The organism is Streptomyces sp. NPDC046465, assembly GCF_040646035.1.
Classification (GTDB): domain Bacteria; phylum Actinomycetota; class Actinomycetes; order Streptomycetales; family Streptomycetaceae; genus Streptomyces.
In genome coordinates this window covers 87,648-107,709 of sequence record NZ_JBEYZK010000012.1, presented here as the reverse complement: position 1 = coordinate 107,709, position 20,062 = coordinate 87,648, and the positions used below count along the sequence as shown (strand labels likewise).

Here is a 20,062-nt window from a genome sequence, read left to right as displayed (position 1 = left end):
CCGTCCATGGGCTTCGACATCCCCGGCATCGACGTCGACGACCTCAACCCGCTGAAATGGATCAACAAGGCCAACCACGCCTTCGGCGACACCCTCGCCAGCGGCCTGGAGTTCCTCGGCATCACCGACCCGCTCATCGACCCCGACGGCATCCGCGAGATAGCCGAGCAGTGGCGGGCCCTGGCCAAGGGCCTCGACGCCGCAGCCCACGCCGCCGAAACGGCCCTCACGGACCTGGAGTGGGAGGGCAAGGCCGCCAAGGCCCTCCATAAGCGGGCCAAGACCGCCCGCACGCAGGCCACCAACATGGCCGACTCGCTGCGCACCGGGGCCAAGGCGTTGGACGACTTCGCCGACGAGGCGCACGAGCTGCTGACCGAAATCGGCGTGATCCTCGCGGAGATCGCCGAGTTCGAAATCGCAAGCCTGAGCCTGATGGTGCTGACCGGCGGCCTGTCCATGATCGCCGGGAACCTCGCAGCTGGCGCGCGAGCCGCGAAAGTCGTGGCGCTGGTCGCCCGGATCGAGAAATCCGGGACCCGGATGGCCCGGGTCATCCGCACCGTGATGGAGGCGATCCGCGGCCTGGAGCGGGCGCTGAAGGCCCTCGGCGAGATCAAGACGATCGCCAAGGCCGGCAAACTCGCGGGCGACGGCATGAAGTTCGCCGCCTTCGACGCTGCCCTGCAGGATCCGGGGACCTTCAAGGACCCGGGCAAGCTGGCGGAGACCCTGGCCCTGGGAGCCGCATTCGGAGTCGGCGCGGGCGGCCTGGGCAAGCTTCTCGGCAAGGGCCTGGGCAAGCTCAAGCCCAGCGAACTCGCCAAGCTCGGAAAGTCGTTGGGGCTCGACGGTTCGGGACTGTCCCGGCTCAAGCTGCGCCCATCGGAATGGGAGAAGCTGCCCGCCTCCATCAAGGCAGTCCTCAAGAAATGCGACCTGGACCCGATCGACGTCGCCACCGGTGACATGTTGCTGCCCCAGACCGACGTCCAGCTGCCGGGCACCCTGCCCCTGGTGCTGGAACGCACGCACCTCTCGTCGTACCGCTGGGGCGGCTGGTTCGGCCCCAGTTGGGCCTCCACCCTCGACCAGCGCCTCCAGGTCGACGAGTACGGGATCACCTACGCCGCGCCCGACGGTGCCCGGCTGAGCTACCCGCTCCCCGCGCCCGACGAAGAAGCTCCAGTCCACCCCGAGCTCGGCCCTCGAATACCCCTGACCTGGGACACCGAGGTCGAAGGCGCCCTGCGCCTCACCGATCCCGACACCGGCCTCGCCTACGTCTTCCACTCCCCGTGCCCCGCCAATGACGGCCAGGCGGTCGATCTGCCCCTGCAGGCCATCGTGGACCGCAACGGCCAACGCATCACCGTCCACTACAGCGCCGACGGCACCCCGGTGGAGGTCGCCCACAGCGGCGGCTACCGCATCGCGCTCGACCACCACGGCGACCTGCCCCGCATCAGCGCCCTACGCCTGCTCGACCCGGAGCAACCCGACGGCCGCGGCACGACCCTCGTCTCCTACGGCTACGACGCCCAGGGTGACCTGACCGAGGTCACCAACTCCTCCGGCCAGCCGCTCCGGTTCACCTACGACGCCGAGGGCCGCATCACCTCGTGGACCGACCGCAACAACACCACCTACACGTACACCTACGACGAGCAGGGCCGCGTTGTCCGCACTGAGGGCAGCGACGGCTTCCTCTCCGGCACTTTGTCCTATGACGACGCAGCGCACACTACGCGCGTCACCAACGGGCTCGGCCACACGATTTGCTACGAGCACAACGACGCCTACCGCCTGATCCGCGAGACCGACCCCCTGGGCAACACCACACACCAGGAATGGGACGAGGATCATCGGCGGATCGCGATCACCAACCCACTCGGCCACACCGCCAGGTACACCTACGACGACCGCGGTCATCCGACCGGCGTCATCCGCCCCGACGGCCACACGATCACGGTCACCCGCAATGATCTCGGCTTGCCTGTCGAGGCTGTCAACGCCGACGGCGCCACCTGGCGCCGCGAGTACGACACCCGCGGCAACCTGACGGCGGTGACCGACCCCACCGGCGCCGCAATCCGCTGCACCCACACGCCCGAAGGCCACCTCAGCACCGTCATTGATGCGCTTGGCAATACCACTCGTATCGAGTGCGACAGGGCGGGCCTGCCGCGGAAGGTCATCGACCCTCTGGGCGCGGTGACCAGTTACACCCGCGATGCCTTCGGCCGCCCGACCTCCATCACGGACCCGCTCGGTTCGATAACCCGCCTGGAGTGGACACCCGAGGGCAAGCTCGCCCGGCAGCAGGATCCAGACGGCGCGGTGCAGCTGTGGACGTACGACGGCGAAGGCAACTGCCTGACCCGCACCGACGCGCTCGGCCAGATAACCACATTCGAATACACCGCCTTCGACCTTCTGACTGCCCGCGTCGATCCCGACGGCAGCCGCTACACCTTCACCCACGACCTCGAGCTACGCCTGACCCAGGTCACCAACCCCCAGGGCCTGAACTGGGATTACACCTACGACCCGGCTGGTCGCCTGACGGCCGAGACCGACTTCGACGACCGCACCATCACCTACACCCACGACGCCGCAGGCCGCACCACCGCACGCACCACCCCCCTCGGCGACGTCGTCCTCTATACCTACGACGCGCTCGGTCGGCTCACGGAGAAGGACGCCGCCGGACTCCTCACTCGGTACAGCTACGATCCGGCCGGGCGAATGCTGGCAGCCGCCAACACGGACCACGAGCTGGCTCTTACGTACGACTCCGCAGGTCGCCTCACCGCTGAGGCGACCTGCGGGCGTACCGTCCGGCACACCTATGACGCCGTGGGGCGACCCGTGCGCCGCACGACGCCGACGGGTGCCACGACCAGCTACGCGTACGACGCGGCAGGTAACCGCACCGAACTGGTCACTCCCACCGGGCATGCCCTCAGCTCCAGCCACGACCTCGCCGGGCAGGAACTCCTGCGCACCCTGGACGATGGCACCCTGACCATTGCGCAGTCCTGGGACCCCGCCGGCCGCCTGACCCAGCAACGCCTGGTCGGTGGGACGGGCACCTCACACACCCGCGACTACGGCTACCGAGCCGATGGCTACCTCGCGCTCCTGGAGGACAGCCGCAGCGGCCCCAGCCGCTATGACCTCGACCCGCTTGGCCGGGTCACGGGTGTGAGCGCACGCAAGTGGTCCGAGACCTACGCCTACGACGCTGTCGGCAACCAAACCTCGGCTGCCTGGCCGGATACCCTCCCAGACGACGACGCCCGCGGCGAGCGGAACTACAACGGCACCCGTCTCATCACTGCGGGGAGTATCCGCTACGAATACGATGCCGCCGGCCGCCTTACGCTGCGGCAGAAGACTCGCCTCTCCCGCAAGCCCGACACCTGGCACTACGTCTGGAACTCCGACAACCAACTTACGGAGGTCACCACACCTGCCGGAACTCGCTGGCGCTATACCTACGACCCTCTCGGGCGGCGAACGGCGAAGCTACGTCTCGCTGAGAATGGCGATTCGACCGTCGAGCAGACCACGTTCACCTGGGCCGGCTCGGTCCTCATCGAGGAAATCACCACCGCTCCGGAACAACGGCAGGGCTCCGTCGCCCTCACCTGGGACCACGATGGCCTGCACCCGGTCGGGCAGACAGAACGCCGTCTGGATGCGATCACGCAGGAAGAGATCGACGCCCGATTCTTCGCGATAGCCACAGACCTCGTCGGCACCCCGACTGAGCTCATCGGCACCGACGGCAACACAGCGTGGCACACGCGCACCAGCCTGTGGGGAACTACTACATGGTCTCGACAGAGCTCCGCATACACCCCCTTGCGTTTCCCGGGGCAATACTTCGACCGGGAAACTGGCCATCACTACAACGTTCACCGCTACTACGACCCTGCCACCGCGCGCTACCTCACACCCGACCCGCTCGGCCTTACTCCAGCCCCCAACGCGGTTACGTACGTGCGCAACCCCATGGCATGGGCGGACCCCATGGGCCTGGCGCCTTGCCTCGCCCTGGGGCTGAGTAACAAGGGGGAGCTGGCGCGATTCGCGGATGAGAATGGATTCAGGAACCTCATGCATATTCCTGACAGAAACGATGTGTTGGCCGTGGTGCGGCATATAGCGCACGAGCAGCCGAGCCGAAATATTCACGTACGACTGGACGGATTCATGATGGAGAACGGCAAGAAGGGGGCACCGCAGGAGCTATTTGAGGACTTCTATAAGGCTGGGCGAGTCGGCGGGAATTGGATCACGACACAACGTGAGATGAACATCCTGGGAGAAGCTGTGCGACGCGGCGACAGGGACTGGAGCTCCATAACTTTCTGGCAGAATGGCGAGCGGGTCCATCTGACCCTGCCAGACTTTGCCGCACTGCGCCGTGCCGCGGGTATAGTTTAGGGCGCCGCAAGGCCGTGCGGCACGCGAATGAGCGCGCGCGAATGAATACGGAGCATCAAGAATGCAGATCGCTAGCTGGGAACGCAACTTTCAGGTTTGGCACTACACGTTCAGTTATGCGCAGCTTTTGCTGCGAAGCGGGCAGCGGGATGACACGGACAGGCGAATCGACGTGCTGTTTTCGAGAGTTCGCCACATGGAGCTCCCGTATGAATTGAATGAGCTCACCATTGACGAGCTCCCGACCTCAGAGAAGGACCTACCTGCAGGCGCTTCCATCGAGTACGGCGTTCCATGCAAGCTTTACCTGATCAACGGCGGAATTGGGAAGATTTACGCCGGAGGCTGCAAATGGCATGAAGATTATGAATGGCTCGATGCGCCATCGCATTTCGGCCCTCTTCGAGGAGTCAAGTGACGAATCACCTCACAAGAATACACTCCATGAATACTGGGTATTCGCATTGCGCATCCGAGAGCATCCCCTGCGCGGCGAGGAAGATAGTAAAACCCCGGTGAGCCTCTGAGGAGTGTGAACTCCAGGCTTCCATCGAGGCCCCCTCCAGGAGGGTGCGCGTCTGGATCCGAAGAGTCCTCCGACCCCCTGGGACACGGAGTTCTCGGGTATCGCTAGTGACGGACGGCTTTGGTGATGGGCGTTGAGATGATGGATGCCCGCGACGCACTCTGGCGAATACTGACGCCGGTAGAAGATTTTCCGGCCGACAGCTCATTCCGCGAACCGGGGGACGTAACGGAAGGCAAACTGGTGCAGGTGGTCGCGGGCCAGTTGCACCGCCTGTGAGCTATGCCGACGTGGTTGCCCCCTGTCACCGGGCAGTGCTCAGCGCGTCGTCAGCTGGGTGGCGCTACACGCCCAGTCCCCAATCGGAACAAGGGACACCAGCTCGACCGGGCGATGCCCAGGTGGGTGGCTGTGGGGTGCCCAGTCCCAATCAAGTGAGTTCGGGTGCTGCTTCGTGTCCGAGGGTTTGTGTGGAGGTCTCGGGGACAGATCAGCGTCGACGGTAGCCGGTTCGATCGTGGGGTCCCTACTGTGTTTTGGGTACGCCGTCGACTGACCTTTCGCAGCCATGCCCGTCATGATCGCTCGAAGACGGCGGCAGCCTGGGAGCCATTTGGGGAGCCGACTTGCTCCCGGATCCACTTCCAAATTCCGCCACCCCGACAGCCAGAACAGCAGGTGAGGCGCCTACCGGATTCGGTAGGCGCCTCACCTGTTTTTGCGTGCGTGTCCAACTGCGTGACCACCGCTCCGGAGCGCGCAGTGCAGCGCACCCGGACCCGGACCCGGCCCCGGCCCCGGCCCCGGGTGAACGTGCCCGTGAAAAACATCGCGGCGACCCGCAACCTCCCCGAGGCCCGGACGTCTGTCGGGGTGAAGGCGCCTTCGTTCGGTCCAGCTGACCCCGACCACGTATCGAGGAACCACATGTCCCTACGTCATGTCTCCACCCGCAAGGCCCTGGGCGCGGCAGCGGCCATCGCGGCTCTCGCCCTCGGCGGCGGCACGTTGGCACATGCCGCCGCCGCCGATCCCTCTCCGGCCCCAGCCAAGTCCGGTTCCGCTCCGGCCAAGCAGACGGCGCCCGACAACGCTCCGTCAGCGGCACCCGGCAAGGGCAAGCACAGGGCGCCGACTCCTGCTCAGGGCGGGCACGAGGCACCGACCCCGGCCCCCGGGAAGCCCGGACACGAAGCACCGACCCCCGCCCCCGGAAAGCCCGGACACGAAGCACCGACCCCCGCCCCCGGAAAGCCCGGACACGAAGCACCGACCCCCGCCCCCGGGAAGCCCGGACACGAAGCACCGACCCCGGCACCCGAAGCGGCTCGCCCGGCTGGGAAGTGATGCCGCAGCGTCGGCAGTAGCCGCAAGCCGTAGGAGGGCCGCCGGGCTGATCACCCGGCGGCCCTCACGCCCCGCGTCCAGGAGAGCCATGAGGACAGCGACGTACCCGGTCGTCCCCGCCTTCCCCGCCACCGGCGCGCTGCGCCGTGGGTGGGAGCGCCTGCTGCGCGGGCTCCTGGCTCGTACGGGGCAACCGCCGCCCGGGACCTGGCAGTCGGTTCCCGTGCCGACCGCGCCCCTCGCCACGCTGGACGAGCCCGGCCCCGGGATCGACGACCTCTATCACTCCCGCCGCCTGGACCTCGTCCGTCTCGCGCTGTTCCTCGTCGACGATCTGCCGACCGCCGAGGACGTCGTGCAGGACGCCTTCGCGGCGCTGTTCCGCAGACACGGCGCCCGCCTGAAAGGCGTGGACGCCCCGGAGGCGTACCTGCGGACGAGCGTGGTGAACCGATCCCGTTCCGTGCTGCGCCGCCGCAGAACGGCCCGCGCGCACATACCCGAACGCGAGGGCCACATCCCGCCTGCCGACGAGCATGTCCTGCTGCGCGAGGAGCACCGCGAAGTGCTCGAAGCGCTCGGGCGGCTCACCCGGCGCCAGCGCGAGGTGCTCGTGCTGCGCTACTGGTCCCACCTCACCGAGGCCCAGATCGCCGCCACCCTCGGTCTCTCGCGCGGCGCGGTCAAGTCCACCGCCAGCCGGGCCCTTGACGCACTGAGCAGACAATTGGGAGGTTCCCGATGACCCCGAAGGACGGGCACGGTCCCGGCCCCCGGCAGGAACTGCTCGAAGACCGGCTGCGCGACGCGCTGGACGCACGGGCGCGCACGGTCGGCCCTGACTCCCTGCGGCGCGCGGCCCCGCCGTCCGAGCAGGCGGGCAGCCGATTCCCCATCCGTACGACCGCCCTGACCCTGCTCGCGCTCGCGGCGGCCCTGGCCGGCGTCCTGCTGACCCTGGGCTGGGTCGAACGGCAGGGCGGGGAAGCGCCCGTCGAACCGGCGCGCCCGCACGAGAGGGCCACCCAGCCGTCGTCGTCGGCTCCATCGCCACCGTCGTCGCCGGCTCCGTCGCCACCGTCGTCGCCGACTCCGTCGTCAGCGCCGTCGGACGTGGCGCCACCCTCACCCGCGCCCGGCTGACAGCCAGTTCTGGCCGATGGTGTGCCTTCCCGGACCTCATTCGGGACTCCGGGTCACCCGTTGACGGTACGCAGAAAGTGATCGGCGTCCGCCGGCTCCGCCAGTCGGCCCAGCTCCAGCCAGGAACCGTCCTGGAAGCAGAGTCGGAAGGTGGCGAATCCGCGTGGCTGGCCCGCGTCGCCTTCGATGCGGGCCTGGCCGAGCGGGAACTCCGCGAGTGTCCGGAAGTCGTCCGCCCGGGTGGGGGACAGGCGGCGGCGCGGGGACGCGGCCACACAGATGCGGTCGCCGGTCAGCATGATCAGGCGCCGGGGGCTCGGCGAATCGCCGTACTAGCGCAGCAGCAGGCGGCCCGCGGTCAGATTCCAGTCGCCGTCGAACACGCCCTTGGCCGGATCGGGCTCCGGCCCGCTCCCGTCAACATCGTTACGGGTGGAACGTGCGGGCCCCCGGCGGTTCCGCGGGCGGTCTGTCCGCCACCCCGGCTCCCGGCGCAGCAGCAGACCGTCGAACTTCTTGCCGAGCTTGTCGATCAGGATGATCGGCACGACGACGAAGCAGAACACCACCGCCCCGACGTAGAGCAGCCAGTGATGCCGTGACTTCAGCCGCCCGTTGCCCGCGGCGCGGTGCACGTCCTTGGGCGGGGCGGGGATCGGCTTGCGGAGCTCGCACCAGACCAGCGCCGCGGGGTCCTCCCCCAGGATCTTCCGGACACGTCGCCGAACCTTGCGCTTCGCCATGCCGATGATCCTATGGGCAGCACCTGAGAGCCGTTGGGGGGCCGCCCATGTGTCAGTGGTGGTGGCCGCCGCCCGGCATTCCGCCTGACATGGTGCCCGGCTTCTCGCCGGGTTTGGTGACCACGAACTGGCCCATCATGCCCTGGTCCTCGTGGTAGAGGATGTGGCAGTGGTACATGTACGGCGTGGTGCGATCGCTGTGGTCGCTGAAACGCATCGCGAGGCGGTACGGGATGTCGGGGCGGGTGTGGACGGTGTCCTTCCAGCCCGCGAGCTCGGGGGGTGGCGGCTTGCCGTCGACGGAGAGCACTTGGAACTGCACGTCGTGGACGTGGAAGTTGTGCTGGTTGTCGTCGCCTGCGGTGACCTCCCAGACTTCGGTGGCGCCACGGCGCACGGCGAAGTCGATACGGCTCATGTCCATGCTCTTGCCGTTGATCGCGGACCCGGCCAGCTCGAACTTCCGGTCCACGGGCGCGTTCCTGGCGGCCAGCGCCGGTGCGGTGGCGAGATGATCCGGCAGCGGGGGCGAGGGCTTCAACGAGCGGGCCGCGCGCAGTTCGAGGATGTCCAGTGTGTCGTCCCCGCCGGTGAAGCGGCGGTTCATGAAGTTGAGGCCGAGGTCCGGCGGGTAGCTGCGCAGCACCGTACGCTCGCCGGGGCGCACCGTCACCACGATCTCGGCGCGCTCGCCCGGCGAGAGCTGGATGCGGGTGGTCCGGTGCGGTGCGGGCAGCAGTCCACCGTCGGTGCCGATGAGCGCGAAGGGTCTGTCGTCGGTGAAGCCGAAGCGGTAGGTCCGGGCGTTGGAGGCGTTGAGCAGCCGCAGCCTGATCCGCTCCGTGGTGACCGGTAAGTAGGGGCCCGTGGTGCCGTTGACGCAGATCACGTCACCGAGGAGGCCGACCTCGCTCAACCGGGGGTGGCTCTCGTCGAGTTGGTTGTCGCCGTCGAGGCGTTTGTCCTGCACGATGACGGGAACGTCGTCGATCCCGTAGTGGCTGGGCAGCGCACTGCCGCCGGGTCGTGCGTGCTTCGTCTTCGGGTCGTCCAGGATGAACAGGCCCGCAAGCCCTCGGTACACGTGCCGAGCCGTCTCCCCGTGCGGGTGCGGGTGGTACCAGAGGGTGGCAGCGGGCTGGTCGATGGTCCAGGTCGGAGACCAGGTCTGGTTCGGCTCGACGGGCTGGTGCGGGCCGCCGTCCATGCGCGCCGGCAGGTGCATGCCGTGCCAGTGCAGGCTCGTCGGCTCCCGAAGGCCGTTCTGTACGTCCACGCGTACGGTGTCGCCGCGGGTGGCCCGGAGCGTGGGCCCGAGATAGGAGCCGTTGATGCCCCAGGTCGCGGTGGTGCGGCCGGGGCGCAGCCGGTGCTCGCCGGGCGCCGCGCGGAGCTCGAACACCTTGCGGCCCTTGGCGTCGCGGCGCGCGGGCGCCAGCGGCGGGATGGCCAGGCGTCTGTCGAAATCGACGCGGCCCGCGGTGTTGATGTCGGCGGACGACCACCAATATCCGAGCGTTCCGCCCGTGCCGAGCGCGGCGGCTCCCACACCGCCCAGACCGACCTTCAGCATGGTGCGGCGCTTCACCGGGCCACCCCGGCGGGGCGTGCGGAGGTCGGTATCCGATGGGTCGGCATGCGGTACTCCTGTATTCGTGTGCAGGCAGGGGTGAGGTCAGAGGGGGGGCAGAGGGGGGGCCAGAGGAGCGGTCAGGGGCTGGCCGGGGCCGGCCTCTGGGCGGGTGCGGTTCGGGGCTGGAGCCTGAACGAGACCGCTTCCATCAGGCGGTTGTGCTTGGTCTTCTGGACGGCGGCGATGTGCCAGCCGTCGTCGGGGCGCCGGACGAGGGTGTACGTGGCGCGTTTGCCCAGCCGCGCGGGGGGCTTCTTGGCGACTTCGCCACGCGTGACGACGACGGCGGAATCCGGGGTGAGCAAGCGGGCTTCTTCGACCTCCATGTGGAGGTGGGTGCCTTTGAGGAAACTGTCGAAGAGGGCCTGGTGGGCGCGGCCTATCTCGTCGGCCCCGTAGTAGATGGTGCCGACGAAGGTGACGTCGGTGGCATCGGGGGTGAAGCAGGCTCCGTAGGCGGCGCCGTCGCCGGAGTTCCAGGCATCCTGGCTGCGGCGCAGCAGGGCCGTGATCTCGACGGCGGGGTCGGTGGTGGTGTTCTCGCCGGTCTCGGGGGTCGCGTCAGAGGGCTGGACGCTGCTGGTCATGGGCGTACCCTTCCCTTAGAGTCTTCCTCGGAGAACTTTCTTCACCAAGGAAGACTCTTCCTGAAGGAAGAGATTAGGGAGTGGGTGAGGGGATGTCAACGCCGGCCGAGGCGTCAACCATCTACCGGCGGTATCTGAGCGCGTTGATGCTGCACGGCCATGCCAGTGCCAAGTCCTGCGGCCTCGGCGCGACCGACCTGTACGCGCTCAACACCCTGGAGCTGGCCGGTCCTCTGACGCCCGGTGAGCTCGGTGCCCGCACCGGGCTGACCACTGGGCCCACCACGCGGCTGATCGACCGCCTCGAGCAGGCCGGCTACGTCCGCCGTGCCGCCGATCCCACCGACCGCCGCAAAGTGATCGTCGAGCCCATCGGCCAGCCGGCCGAGCTCGACGAGGTGATGGCCCCCGCCCGCGAGCAGATCGCCCAGATCCTCCGCGGCTACAACCCCGACCAGCTGAAGGTCCTGTTCGACTACTTCCACCGCGCGGCCGACGCCTACCAGCAGACGGCCGAACAACTGCGCACGACCCACCCCTCCCCTCCGCGTTGACCCGATGACCGAGGCGCCCACGGACTAAGGCCTTCAAGGCCTTCAAGGCCTTCAGGAAGGGAATCAGGACGGAAAAGCGGACAGTATCGCCGTGTGAACGCGGCCCTCTCCTCTGCGACGGCGCCCCGCCGTGCATACTCCGCTAGGCTCGGAATGTGACGGCAGAAAACGCCTCCACGGACCCCTACGGCATCGTCGTCGTCGCATCGTCCGCAGGTGGCATCAAAGGGCTCACCGCGGTCCTGGGCAACCTCGGACCGACCCTCCCGGTCCCCGTGCTGGTGGTCCAGCACCTCGACCCCCGGCATCGGACGGTGATCGCGGAGGTCCTCGCCCGCCGCACCGACCTGCCCGTTCAACTGGCGCAGGACGGGGAGCGGGCGGAGCCCGGCGTCGTCTATATCGGGCCTCCCGACCGGCATCTCCTCGTCCTCGCCGACGGCACCCTGACGCTCACCAGCACCGAGCTCGTGCACTTCGTGCGGCCCTCCGCCGACCTGCTCTTCGAGTCGGCCGCCGGTACGTACGGGGCGCGCACGATCGCCTGTGTGCTCACCGGGACGGGAAGCGACGGTGCGATGGGAGTGAACGCCGTTCGAGCGCGCGGAGGCACCGTGATCGTGCAGGATCCACAGACCGCCGAATTCGACGGAATGCCGCAGGCGGCTGTGGACACGGGGGTGGTGGACTTCGTGCTACCTCTTGATGAGATCCCCGCGGTGATTCGTGGGCTTGTCGAGGCCAAGAGGCAGTAATGAGCGAACCGCAGGACGGCACCATGACCAACGAAGCACTGGAGGAGCTGCTCGGCTTCATCAGGGATGCCCGCGGTTTCGATTTCACCGGATACAAGCGATCGACGCTGGGCCGTCGCGTCCAGAAGCGCATGACCGACGTGAGCGTCACCTCGTATCAGGACTACAAGGACCTGCTCGAGACCAGCGCGGATGAATTCGACGGTCTCTTCAACACGATCCTGATCAACGTCACGTCCTTCTTCCGTGATCCGGACGCCTGGAGCCTCCTGCAGAACGAGGTCATTCCGGAGTTGCTCTCGGACACCCCGCCCGAGGACGAGATCAGGGTCTGGAGCGCGGGCTGCTCCAGCGGGGAGGAGGCGTACTCCCTGGCCATCATGTTCGCGGAGGCGCTCGGCACCGACGAGGCCCTGCGCCGCGTCAAGATCTATGCGACGGACATCGACGAGGAGGCCCTGCGCGAGGCGCGTTCGGGTCTGTACACGGCGAAGGCCCTTGAGCCGCTCTCCGCGGAGCTCCGGCAGCGGTACTTCGAGCAGAACGGTACGCAGTACATCTTCCGCCCCGACCTGCGGCGCCGGGTGATCTTCGGACGGCACGACATCACCCGGGACGCACCGATCTCCCGGCTCGATCTGCTGGTCTGCCGCAACACGCTGATGTACTTCAACGTCGAGGCGCAGACGCAGATCAGCGAGCGCTTCCACTTCGCCCTGCGCAAGAACGCGTTCCTCTTCCTCGGCAAGGCCGAGATGCTCCTGAACGACGCGGAGCGGTTCGAGGTCGTCAACATGCGCCAGCGGGTCTTCCGGCGCCGCGCGGGCGACTCCGGACTGCCGTACCACCCGGCCCCCATAAAGGTGCGGTCCGTCACGGGCCCGGAGCTGCACTCGGTCGTGCGCACCCGCCAGCTGCGCGACCTCGTCCTGGACGCGGGCCCTACCCCGACCGTCGCTCTCGACGCCGACGGGGTCGTCGTGGTGATCAACAACCAGGCGCGGATCCAGTTCGGCATGACCACCACCGACATCGGCCGCCCTTTCCAGGATCTGGAGATCTCCTACCGGCCGGTCGAGCTCCGCTCCCTGATCGACCAGGCCATGCACGAGCGCCGTGCACTCCGGATCAACCGGGTGGAGCGGCGGATCAGCGAGGACATCCAGTACTTCGACATCCTCATCCAGCCGCTCACCGGCACGAGTGGCCTGCACGTCGCCACCACCATCTCCTTCACCGACGTCACGGTGTCCACCCAGCTGAAGTCCGAGGTCAAGCGGGTACGGGAGGAATTGGAGACGGCGTACGAGGAGCTCCAGTCCACCAATGAGGAGCTGGAGACCACCAACGAAGAGCTCCAGTCCAGCATCGAGGAGCTGGAGACCACCAACGAAGAGCTCCAGTCCACGAACGAGGAGCTGGAGACCACCAACGAGGAACTCCAGTCCGGCAACGAGGAACTGGAGACCATGAATGAGGAGATGCGCATCCGCTCGGAGGAACTGGACGAGGCCAGAGCCTTCTTGGAAGCCGTCCTGACCAGCATCGCCGCGGGTGTGGTGGTCCTCGACAACAAGCTGCGGGTCAAGAGCTGGAACCGCGGCGCGGTCGACATGTGGGGGCTGCGCGCGGACGAGGTCCTCGACGAGGGGTTCTTCGACCTGGACTTCGGGCTGCCGACCGAGGTGCTGCAGCCTCTCGTGCAGCAGTGCCAGGCGACTCGCAAGCGCTGCGGTCCGGTCAGCGTGGCGGCGCTCAGCCGCATCGGCCGGCCCCTCAAGTGCGACGTGCTCTGTTCTCCGTTCGACGGCCACAACGGAGGCGTCGTGTTGATGATGGAGGAAAGTCGAAGCGACGGGTCCGAGTGACCCCGCGCGGCGTACGCTTTGACCATGAATCCGCAGGGGCATGAAGAAGCCCTCGGTCTGTCCGGGGTCGCGCGGCGCCGCGCAGCTGTGGCGCTGGAGCGCGCGGAGCGGGCCGAGGCCGCCGCCGAACGCCATGAACTGCTCGCGGTGGGGCCCGAAAGCGAGCTGCACGCACACATCGCCGCGACGCACCGCAGATCGGCCGCGTGTCACCGTTCCTCGGCCGGGCTCCAGGAGGCGTTCGCCCGCCGCACCGAGCGGTGGGCGCTGGGGGGCGGCTCTCCCCGCCCCCGGTTCATGACCGGTGTCGCGGAGGCGTGCGGGTCGAGCAGCGCCGCTCTCGTCCTGGTCGATTCCGGCCGCAAGCAGCTCGCGGTCGCCGTGTCGGACGAGCGGTCCCACGACGCCCAGGACCTGGAGTACGTACTGGACGAGGGCCCGGCCCGTGACGCGATGGCGGACCGCAGTCTGATCCTCGCGTCGGGGCGGGTGATCGAGGCGCGCTGGCCGACGTACGGCCCGGCCCTCGCCTCACTGGGCATCACCTCGGTGGGGGCCGTTCCGCTGGATACGGAAGCCACCTGCATCGGAGCCCTGACCGTGTTCGACCGACGGCCCGCCCCGCTGAGCCCGGAGCATCTCGCGGAGGTCGCCGCGGCGCTCACCCGCATCGTGCTCCTGGGCCCCGACGCCGACCCCGAACTCTATGGCGGAACCGACCACCGGGACACCCTGCAACAGGCGGTGGGCCTCCTGTCGGCCAGGACCGGCCGCTCCGTCGACGACGCACTGGCGCTCATCAAGGCCCGGGCCTTCACCGAGGACGTGTCCACCGAGGTGATCGCCCAGGGAATCGTGCACGGCAATCAGGAATTCGTCTGAGACCCACCTACTGGGACTCACCTGAGGGGGAAGAGTCATGACGCCGCAACAGCGGCTCGCCGATGCCTTCGTGGCGCTGGCCGGCAGCGCATCGGACGAGCCACCGGACGTTTCCACCACCCTGTCGGTCCTCGTCGACCACGCCCCCGGTCTGCTCGGTACCCGGGCCGCGGCGGCGCTCTTCTCTCCCGACACGCGTGAAGCCCTTCAAGTGGCGGGCTCCGACCCCGACGTGGGGCGGCTGGCGAAGGACGCGGCCGGCTGGCGCGAGGGGCCCGGCCACGACTGCCACCGCGGTCTGGCGCTGCCCGCCCGGATCGCCCTCGGCAACCTCCCGGTGAGACAGCGCTGGCCGCATTACGTCCAGCGGGCGCTGCGCCTCGGGTACACGTACGTGACGGCTCTGCCCCTGCGGGGGCCCGTCAAGGTCGACGGCGCGCTCGTCCTGCTGTCGGACCGGCACGACGCCCCGTCTCCGGAGATGCTGGCGCTCGGCCAGTCGATGGCCGACTTCACCGCCGTCACCCTGTGGCGCACGCGCGAGGCCGACCGCAGCCGGGCCCTCACCGCCCAGTTGGAGAGCGCCCTGACGAGTCGCATCGTCATCGAGCAGGCCAAGGGCGTTCTCTCCGGGCGCCGCTCCCTGACCATGGACGAGGCCTTCGACGTCCTGCGCAACCACGCCCGCTCCCACCAACGGCGGCTGAGCGACGTGTCCCGCGAGGTCGTGGACGGCCAGCGCGACCAGAGCGACCAGTCCGGCTGACCACGTCCCGCGTCGTATCGGTGCCGGTCCCTCCCCTCGTGGGGACCGGCACCGATCGACGCGGACAGCGCCGACTCGCCGTACCTCTGCGTATCGGCGCGGATCGGGGAAAATCAGGATCCGCGATCGATGTGAAAGCGGTCCCGATATGGCCGACTGCGCGCATCTGCCGAGCCCACGCGACGCGTCCTTCGTGCCTCCGGGGCAATGCGGGCTCAGAACGATCGGTGGCGTGCGCCACCTCTGTGAGCCCTGAGCCGGTGACCTGCCCGGACGCTGCGTGGTTGGTTCACTACTGCGACGAAATCCTGCCAGTTACGGCTGCTCCGGAGGAGGCTTCCGTCCTGTCCGGACGTCTTCTGCGCAGGTCAGCCGTATAAAGTGAGTTTTCCGGTCCGGATGTCCAGGCGCGGCGGGAGTAAGGGGTGGAGGCCTTGAGTTCCGACTCAGGGGCACGCACGAGCTTCGCGGAACGTCTCGCGCTGCTGTACAAGGAGGCCGGTAATCCGCCCCTGAAACGTGTGGCCGAAGCGGTCGTCCGGCTCCAGCGGGTCGACGAGCGGGGGCGCGCCGTACGCGTGTCCGCGCAGCGGATCAGCGACTGGCGGCGGGCCAAGAACGTGCCGGCCCAGTTCGCCGCACTCGCCGCGGTGCTGCATGTCCTGATCCCCGAAGCGCGGCGCGAGCGGCCCGCGCCGGTCTCCACGGGTCTGTACGACATGGCTCAGTGGCACCGGCTGTGGGAGCGCGCGGTGGCCGACCCGGTCGGCGACCGCGCCTCGGGGGGCGACGATGACGAAGGTGCGGCGGCGGCCGATGCGGCGGCCGCCGTGAGCGTGTGCCCGTACCGGGGTCTTGCCTCGTACCGGCAGGAGGACGCCCAGTGGTTCTTCGGCAGGGACCGGAGCACCCGGGCGCTGCTCGCGCAGCTCCGCGCCACGGAGAAGACCGGCGGTCTGGTCATGCTGGTGGGCGCGTCGGGGGCGGGGAAGTCCTCTCTGCTCAACGCCGGTCTCGTACCCACCCTCAAGAACGGCGTGCTCGGCGAGGCGGACGGTCTCGGCGCCGGTCCGGTGCTGCAGCTCGTGCCGGGCAACGATCCGCTCGGCGAGCTGATACGGCAGATTCCCGAGCTCGCGCCCGCCGTCGCGGCGGCCGTCGACGAACCGGCGGAGGACGAGACCGGGCCCGCTTCTTCGGTGTGGTTCGTCCGGGCGGTACGGGAGGGCATCGCCGCCTGGGCGGCACGGTCGGGGTCGGGTTCGGGGGCGGAATCAGGGTCACCTTCCGGGGAGCCTTCGGGGTCCAAGCAGGCCCGACCCGTCGTCATCGTCGACCAGTTCGAGGAGACTTTCACCCTTTGTCCGGATGAGTCGACCAGGCGCGCCTTCGTCCGAGTGCTGCACGCCGCCTGCGCGCCACCCGCCCCGGCGGAGGGCGAGCCGGACCGGGACGCCGCCGCGCTCGTCGTCCTCGGCATCCGCGCCGACTTCTACGAGGAGTGCCTCCGCTACCCCGATCTCGCCGACGCCCTGCAGCACCGGCACATGGTGCTCGGCCCGCTGACCTCCGCGGAGCTGCGCAAGGCGGTGACCGGCCCCGCCAAGGCCGTGGGGCTCGAACTCGAACCGGGCCTCGCCGAGCTGATCGTGCGGGAAGTGAGCACGGACGGGCCCCGCGGCGCACACGACGCGGGCGTACTGCCGCTCCTCTCCCACGCGCTGCTCGCCACCTGGCAGCGGCGCAAGACGGGACGCCTCACGCTGGCCGGCTACCGCGCGGCGGGCGGCATCCAGGGCGCCGTGGCGGCGACCGCCGAGCGCGCCTGGTCCGGGCTCGATCCGGCGGCCCGCACGGCCGCGCGGCTGCTCCTGCTCCGCCTCGTCCGGCTCGGCGAGGACACGCAGGCCACCCGGCGCCGCGGCACGCGCCGTCAGCTGGCGGAGGAGTCGACCGACCCCCACAAGACGGAGGAATCCCTCGAAGCGCTGGTCCGCGCCCGGCTGGTGACGCTCGACGCGGAGACCGTGGAGATCACGCACGAGGCGCTGCTGCACGCCTGGCCCCGGCTGCGCGACTGGATCGACGAGGACAGGAACGACCACCTGCTGCGCCAGCGCCTGGAGGAGGACGGCAAGGCCTGGGAGGACTCCGAGCGCGACTCGTCGCTGCTCTACCGGGGCTCGCGCCTGGAGCAGGCCCGCACCTGGGCGAAGACCGCCGGGGACACGTTCCTGACCCGGGGCGCGGTGGAGTTCCTGGCCGCTTCGGCCAGGCTGCGCAAGCGCACGGTCTGGATCGCCCGGGGCGCGGTGGCGGTCCTCGTCGTACTGGCGATGGTGGCCGTCGTCTCCGCGGTGGTCGCCCGCCAGCAGCGGGACGACGCGGTGTTCCAGCAGGTGGTCGCGGAGGCCGATCGCGCCCAGCACACGGACCCGTCGCTCTCCGCGCAGCTCGACCTGGTGGCGCACCGGCTGCGCCCCGGCGACGCGGCCACCCGTAACCGACTGATATCCATCGTGAACGCGCCGCTCGCCACACCGCTCCTCGGCCACAAGGGCGCCGTCTACCTCACCTCCTTCAGCAAGAACGGGCGCGTCCTCGCCACCGCGAGCTACGACCGGACCGTACGGCTGTGGGACGTCTCCGACCTGGCGCACCCCAAGCCGCTGGGCAAGCCGCTGACCGGCCACAAGAGCTGGGTGAGCACCGCCGTCTTCAGCCCGGACGGCAAGACGCTCGCCAGCGCCTCCGACGACGGGACGCTGCGGCTCTGGGACGTGCGGGACCCCCGTCACCCGCGGCTGATCGGCGCTCCCGTGCCCGGCCACGGCGGCACGATCTATCTGCTCGCCTTCAGCCCGGACGGCCGCACCCTCGCCTCCGCCAACGAGGATCACGCCGTACGCCTCTGGGACATCGAGGACCTGGCACGGCCCAAGGCGATCGACACGCTGACCGGCCACACGGCCGCCGTGCGCTCCGTGGCGTTCGCCCCCGACGGGCGCACCCTCGCGGCCGGCGGGGACGACGGCACGATCAGGCTCTGGGACACGGCCGACCGGCGGCGCCCGAAGCCGGTCGGCAAGGTGCTGCGGGGTCATACGGGCACGGTGCACTCGGTGGCCTTCAGCCCCGACGGCACCACGCTCGCCAGCGGCGGCACGGACAATACGATCCGGCTCTGGGGCGTCACGGAACCCCGTAAGGCGAGATCGCTCGGCACACCGCTCACCGGCCACACCGGCCCCCTGTGGTCCGTGGCCTTCAACTCCTCGGGGAGCATGCTCGCGGCCGCCAGCGCGGACAGCACGGCCAGCCTGTGGAACGTCCGCGACCCCGAGCGCCCGTCGCAGATCGGCGAGCCGCTCGCGGGCAGCAGCGGGGAGATGTACTCCCTCGGCTTCAGCCCCGACGGACGGACGCTGGCCACCGGGACCGGCGACAACAAGGTGCGCCTGTGGTCGATACCGCCGTCGGACATGCTCGGCCGCGACGGCGCGTTCCGCCCCGACGGGAAGGTGCTCGCCACCATCGCGGGCGACGAGAAGCTGCGGCTGTGGGACGTGGCGCGGCCCGACCGGCCCGCGGCGCTCGGCCGGCCGTTCAAGCCCGGGAAGGGCAACCTCCGTTCGCCGGTGTTCTCCCCCGACGGCCGCACGCTCGCGGTGCTCACGGGCAACCGCGCGGTGCAGCTGTGGAACGTCGCCGACCCGAAGCACCCTGTCCCGTACGGGCCGCCCGTCGCGCTGCGGACCCGGTTCGCGGCCGCGCTGGCCTTCAGTCCTGACGGGCGCACGCTCGCGTCCGCCGACACCGACCGCACCATCCAGCTGTGGAACGTCAGCTCGCCGTCGCACCTGCGCAGGCTCGGCCGACCGCTCACCGGCCACCAGGGTTACGTCAACTCCCTCGCGTTCAGCAACGACGGGAAGACGCTCGCGAGCGGCAGCGCGGACAGCACCGTCCGGCTCTGGAACGTGACCGACCCGAGCCGCGCCACCCATCGCGGCGCGCCCCTCACCGGGCACCAGGGCCCGGTCAACCGGGTCGCCTACAGCCCGGACGGCAGCGCCCTGGCCAGCGGCAGCGACGACGGCACGGTCCGGCTCTGGGACGTCGCCGACCCGAACCGGGCGCCGCGGCGGGCCGCCACCCTGACGGGCCACACCGACGCGGTGGTGTCGCTGACGTTCGGCGACGACGACACCCTGGCGACCGGCGGCAACGACAACACGGTCCGGCTCTGGGACGTCGCCGATCCCTTCGACGCCTCGGCCATCGGCCAGTCGATGAGCCCGAACGCCAAGACGGGCAGTTTCCTGGCGTTCAGCCCGCAGAGCCACATGCTCGGGGTGTCGAGCGGCACCGATACCGTCCGGCTGTGGGACTTGGACACCGACGAAGCCGTTAACCGCATTTGCTCGACCACGCGGGGCGTTCTGACGCGGGGTAAATGGGATGAGTATCTGCCGCGTCTCTCGTACGAGCCGCCCTGCGATGACTGACTTACCCATGCGACGACCGACTAAGAGGGGGCTTTTACGCTCGTTCGGCGTTGTTCCGGTACGGACTTCCGGACGTGATCCCGATCACAACACCGTAGTTCGATCGCGGAGTTGACTCCCACAGTTCCGCCACACTTGTTACTGTTGGACGCAGAGCCCGATCGCTGGTGCATCCCCCGTCGCCAGCGATCGGGCCCTTCCATGTCCGGACCCCAATTGCCGGGCCCTTTTTCGGCGCGTGCCCCCTGGCCGGATTTAGGACGCGAGATCGATGCGTACGGAAACTTTCGGCCAT

At 69.1% G+C, this 20,062-nt stretch carries 15 protein-coding genes; 11 read left to right on the top strand and 4 right to left on the bottom strand.

The features are described 5' to 3' along the window. Nucleotides 1–6: 6 nt before the first annotated feature. The 5 genes from ABZ953_RS20080 to ABZ953_RS20060 all read left to right on the top strand — a co-directional run bounded on the left by ABZ953_RS20080 (nt 7) and on the right by ABZ953_RS20060 (nt 7,471). Nucleotides 7–4,455 carry a DUF6531 domain-containing protein gene (locus ABZ953_RS20080; RefSeq protein ID WP_361725428.1) on the top strand — a complete coding sequence of 1,483 codons (4,449 nt, stop codon included), beginning with the start codon at nt 7–9 and terminating at the stop codon, nt 4,453–4,455. A gap of 61 nt (nt 4,456–4,516) precedes the next feature. Beyond that, a complete protein-coding gene (locus tag ABZ953_RS20075) occupies nt 4,517–4,873 on the top strand; it encodes a hypothetical protein (protein WP_361725425.1) in 357 nt (118 codons plus the stop codon). 234 nt (nt 4,874–5,107) lie between these two features. Continuing rightward, nucleotides 5,108–5,260 carry a hypothetical protein gene (locus ABZ953_RS20070; RefSeq protein WP_361725422.1) on the top strand — a complete coding sequence of 51 codons (153 nt, stop codon included), beginning with the start codon at nt 5,108–5,110 and terminating at the stop codon, nt 5,258–5,260. A gap of 1,156 nt (nt 5,261–6,416) precedes the next feature. Next, on the top strand, nt 6,417–7,073 hold the full coding sequence (locus tag ABZ953_RS20065; RefSeq protein ID WP_361725419.1) for a sigma-70 family RNA polymerase sigma factor: 657 nt from the start codon (nt 6,417–6,419) through the stop codon (nt 7,071–7,073). After that, nucleotides 7,070–7,471, top strand: coding sequence for a hypothetical protein (locus ABZ953_RS20060; RefSeq protein ID WP_361725416.1), 402 nt, complete (start codon nt 7,070–7,072; stop codon nt 7,469–7,471). Before ABZ953_RS20065 ends, ABZ953_RS20060 begins: the two co-directional genes overlap by 4 nt. Before the next feature lie 53 nt (nt 7,472–7,524). On the opposite strand, the gene ABZ953_RS20055 is transcribed toward ABZ953_RS20060, so the two are convergent. The 4 genes from ABZ953_RS20055 to ABZ953_RS20040 all read right to left on the bottom strand — a co-directional run bounded on the left by ABZ953_RS20055 (nt 7,525) and on the right by ABZ953_RS20040 (nt 10,434). Next, nucleotides 7,525–7,770: a hypothetical protein gene (locus ABZ953_RS20055; protein WP_361725413.1), complete on the bottom strand. Its 246-nt coding sequence runs from the start codon at nt 7,768–7,770 to the stop codon at nt 7,525–7,527. A gap of 33 nt (nt 7,771–7,803) precedes the next feature. After that, entirely contained in the window at nt 7,804–8,214 is a 411-nt protein-coding gene (locus tag ABZ953_RS20050; protein ID WP_361725410.1) for a hypothetical protein, read from the bottom strand. Nucleotides 8,215–8,266: 52 nt separating this feature from the next. Further along, nucleotides 8,267–9,802, bottom strand: coding sequence for a multicopper oxidase domain-containing protein (locus ABZ953_RS20045; protein WP_361725407.1), 1,536 nt, complete (start codon nt 9,800–9,802; stop codon nt 8,267–8,269). 122 nt (nt 9,803–9,924) lie between these two features. Further along, nucleotides 9,925–10,434, bottom strand: coding sequence for an SgcJ/EcaC family oxidoreductase (locus ABZ953_RS20040; protein ID WP_361725404.1), 510 nt, complete (start codon nt 10,432–10,434; stop codon nt 9,925–9,927). A 92-nt stretch (nt 10,435–10,526) separates the two neighbouring features. Here ABZ953_RS20040 and ABZ953_RS20035 point away from each other — a divergent pair, with 92 nt between their 5' ends. The 6 genes from ABZ953_RS20035 to ABZ953_RS20010 all read left to right on the top strand — a co-directional run bounded on the left by ABZ953_RS20035 (nt 10,527) and on the right by ABZ953_RS20010 (nt 19,767). After that, nucleotides 10,527–10,988 (top strand): MarR family transcriptional regulator, encoded by a 462-nt coding sequence (locus ABZ953_RS20035; protein WP_361725401.1) that lies wholly within the window; start codon nt 10,527–10,529, stop codon nt 10,986–10,988. 155 nt (nt 10,989–11,143) lie between these two features. Further along, nucleotides 11,144–11,743 (top strand): chemotaxis protein CheB, encoded by a 600-nt coding sequence (locus tag ABZ953_RS20030; protein WP_361725398.1) that lies wholly within the window; start codon nt 11,144–11,146, stop codon nt 11,741–11,743. Next, nucleotides 11,743–13,611 carry a CheR family methyltransferase gene (locus ABZ953_RS20025; protein WP_361725395.1) on the top strand — a complete coding sequence of 623 codons (1,869 nt, stop codon included), beginning with the start codon at nt 11,743–11,745 and terminating at the stop codon, nt 13,609–13,611. Before ABZ953_RS20030 ends, ABZ953_RS20025 begins: the two co-directional genes overlap by 1 nt. Nucleotides 13,612–13,635: 24 nt before the next feature. Then, the gene (locus ABZ953_RS20020) at nt 13,636–14,493 is read left to right on the top strand and encodes a GAF and ANTAR domain-containing protein (protein ID WP_361725392.1); all 858 of its coding nucleotides are present in this window, start codon (nt 13,636–13,638) and stop codon (nt 14,491–14,493) included. A 37-nt stretch (nt 14,494–14,530) separates the two neighbouring features. After that, the gene (locus tag ABZ953_RS20015) at nt 14,531–15,259 is read left to right on the top strand and encodes an ANTAR domain-containing protein (protein ID WP_361725389.1); all 729 of its coding nucleotides are present in this window, start codon (nt 14,531–14,533) and stop codon (nt 15,257–15,259) included. A 425-nt stretch (nt 15,260–15,684) separates the two neighbouring features. After that, complete coding sequence (locus ABZ953_RS20010; protein ID WP_361725386.1) at nt 15,685–19,767, top strand: hypothetical protein; 4,083 nt, start codon at nt 15,685–15,687, stop codon at nt 19,765–19,767. Nucleotides 19,768–20,062 lie beyond the last annotated feature (295 nt).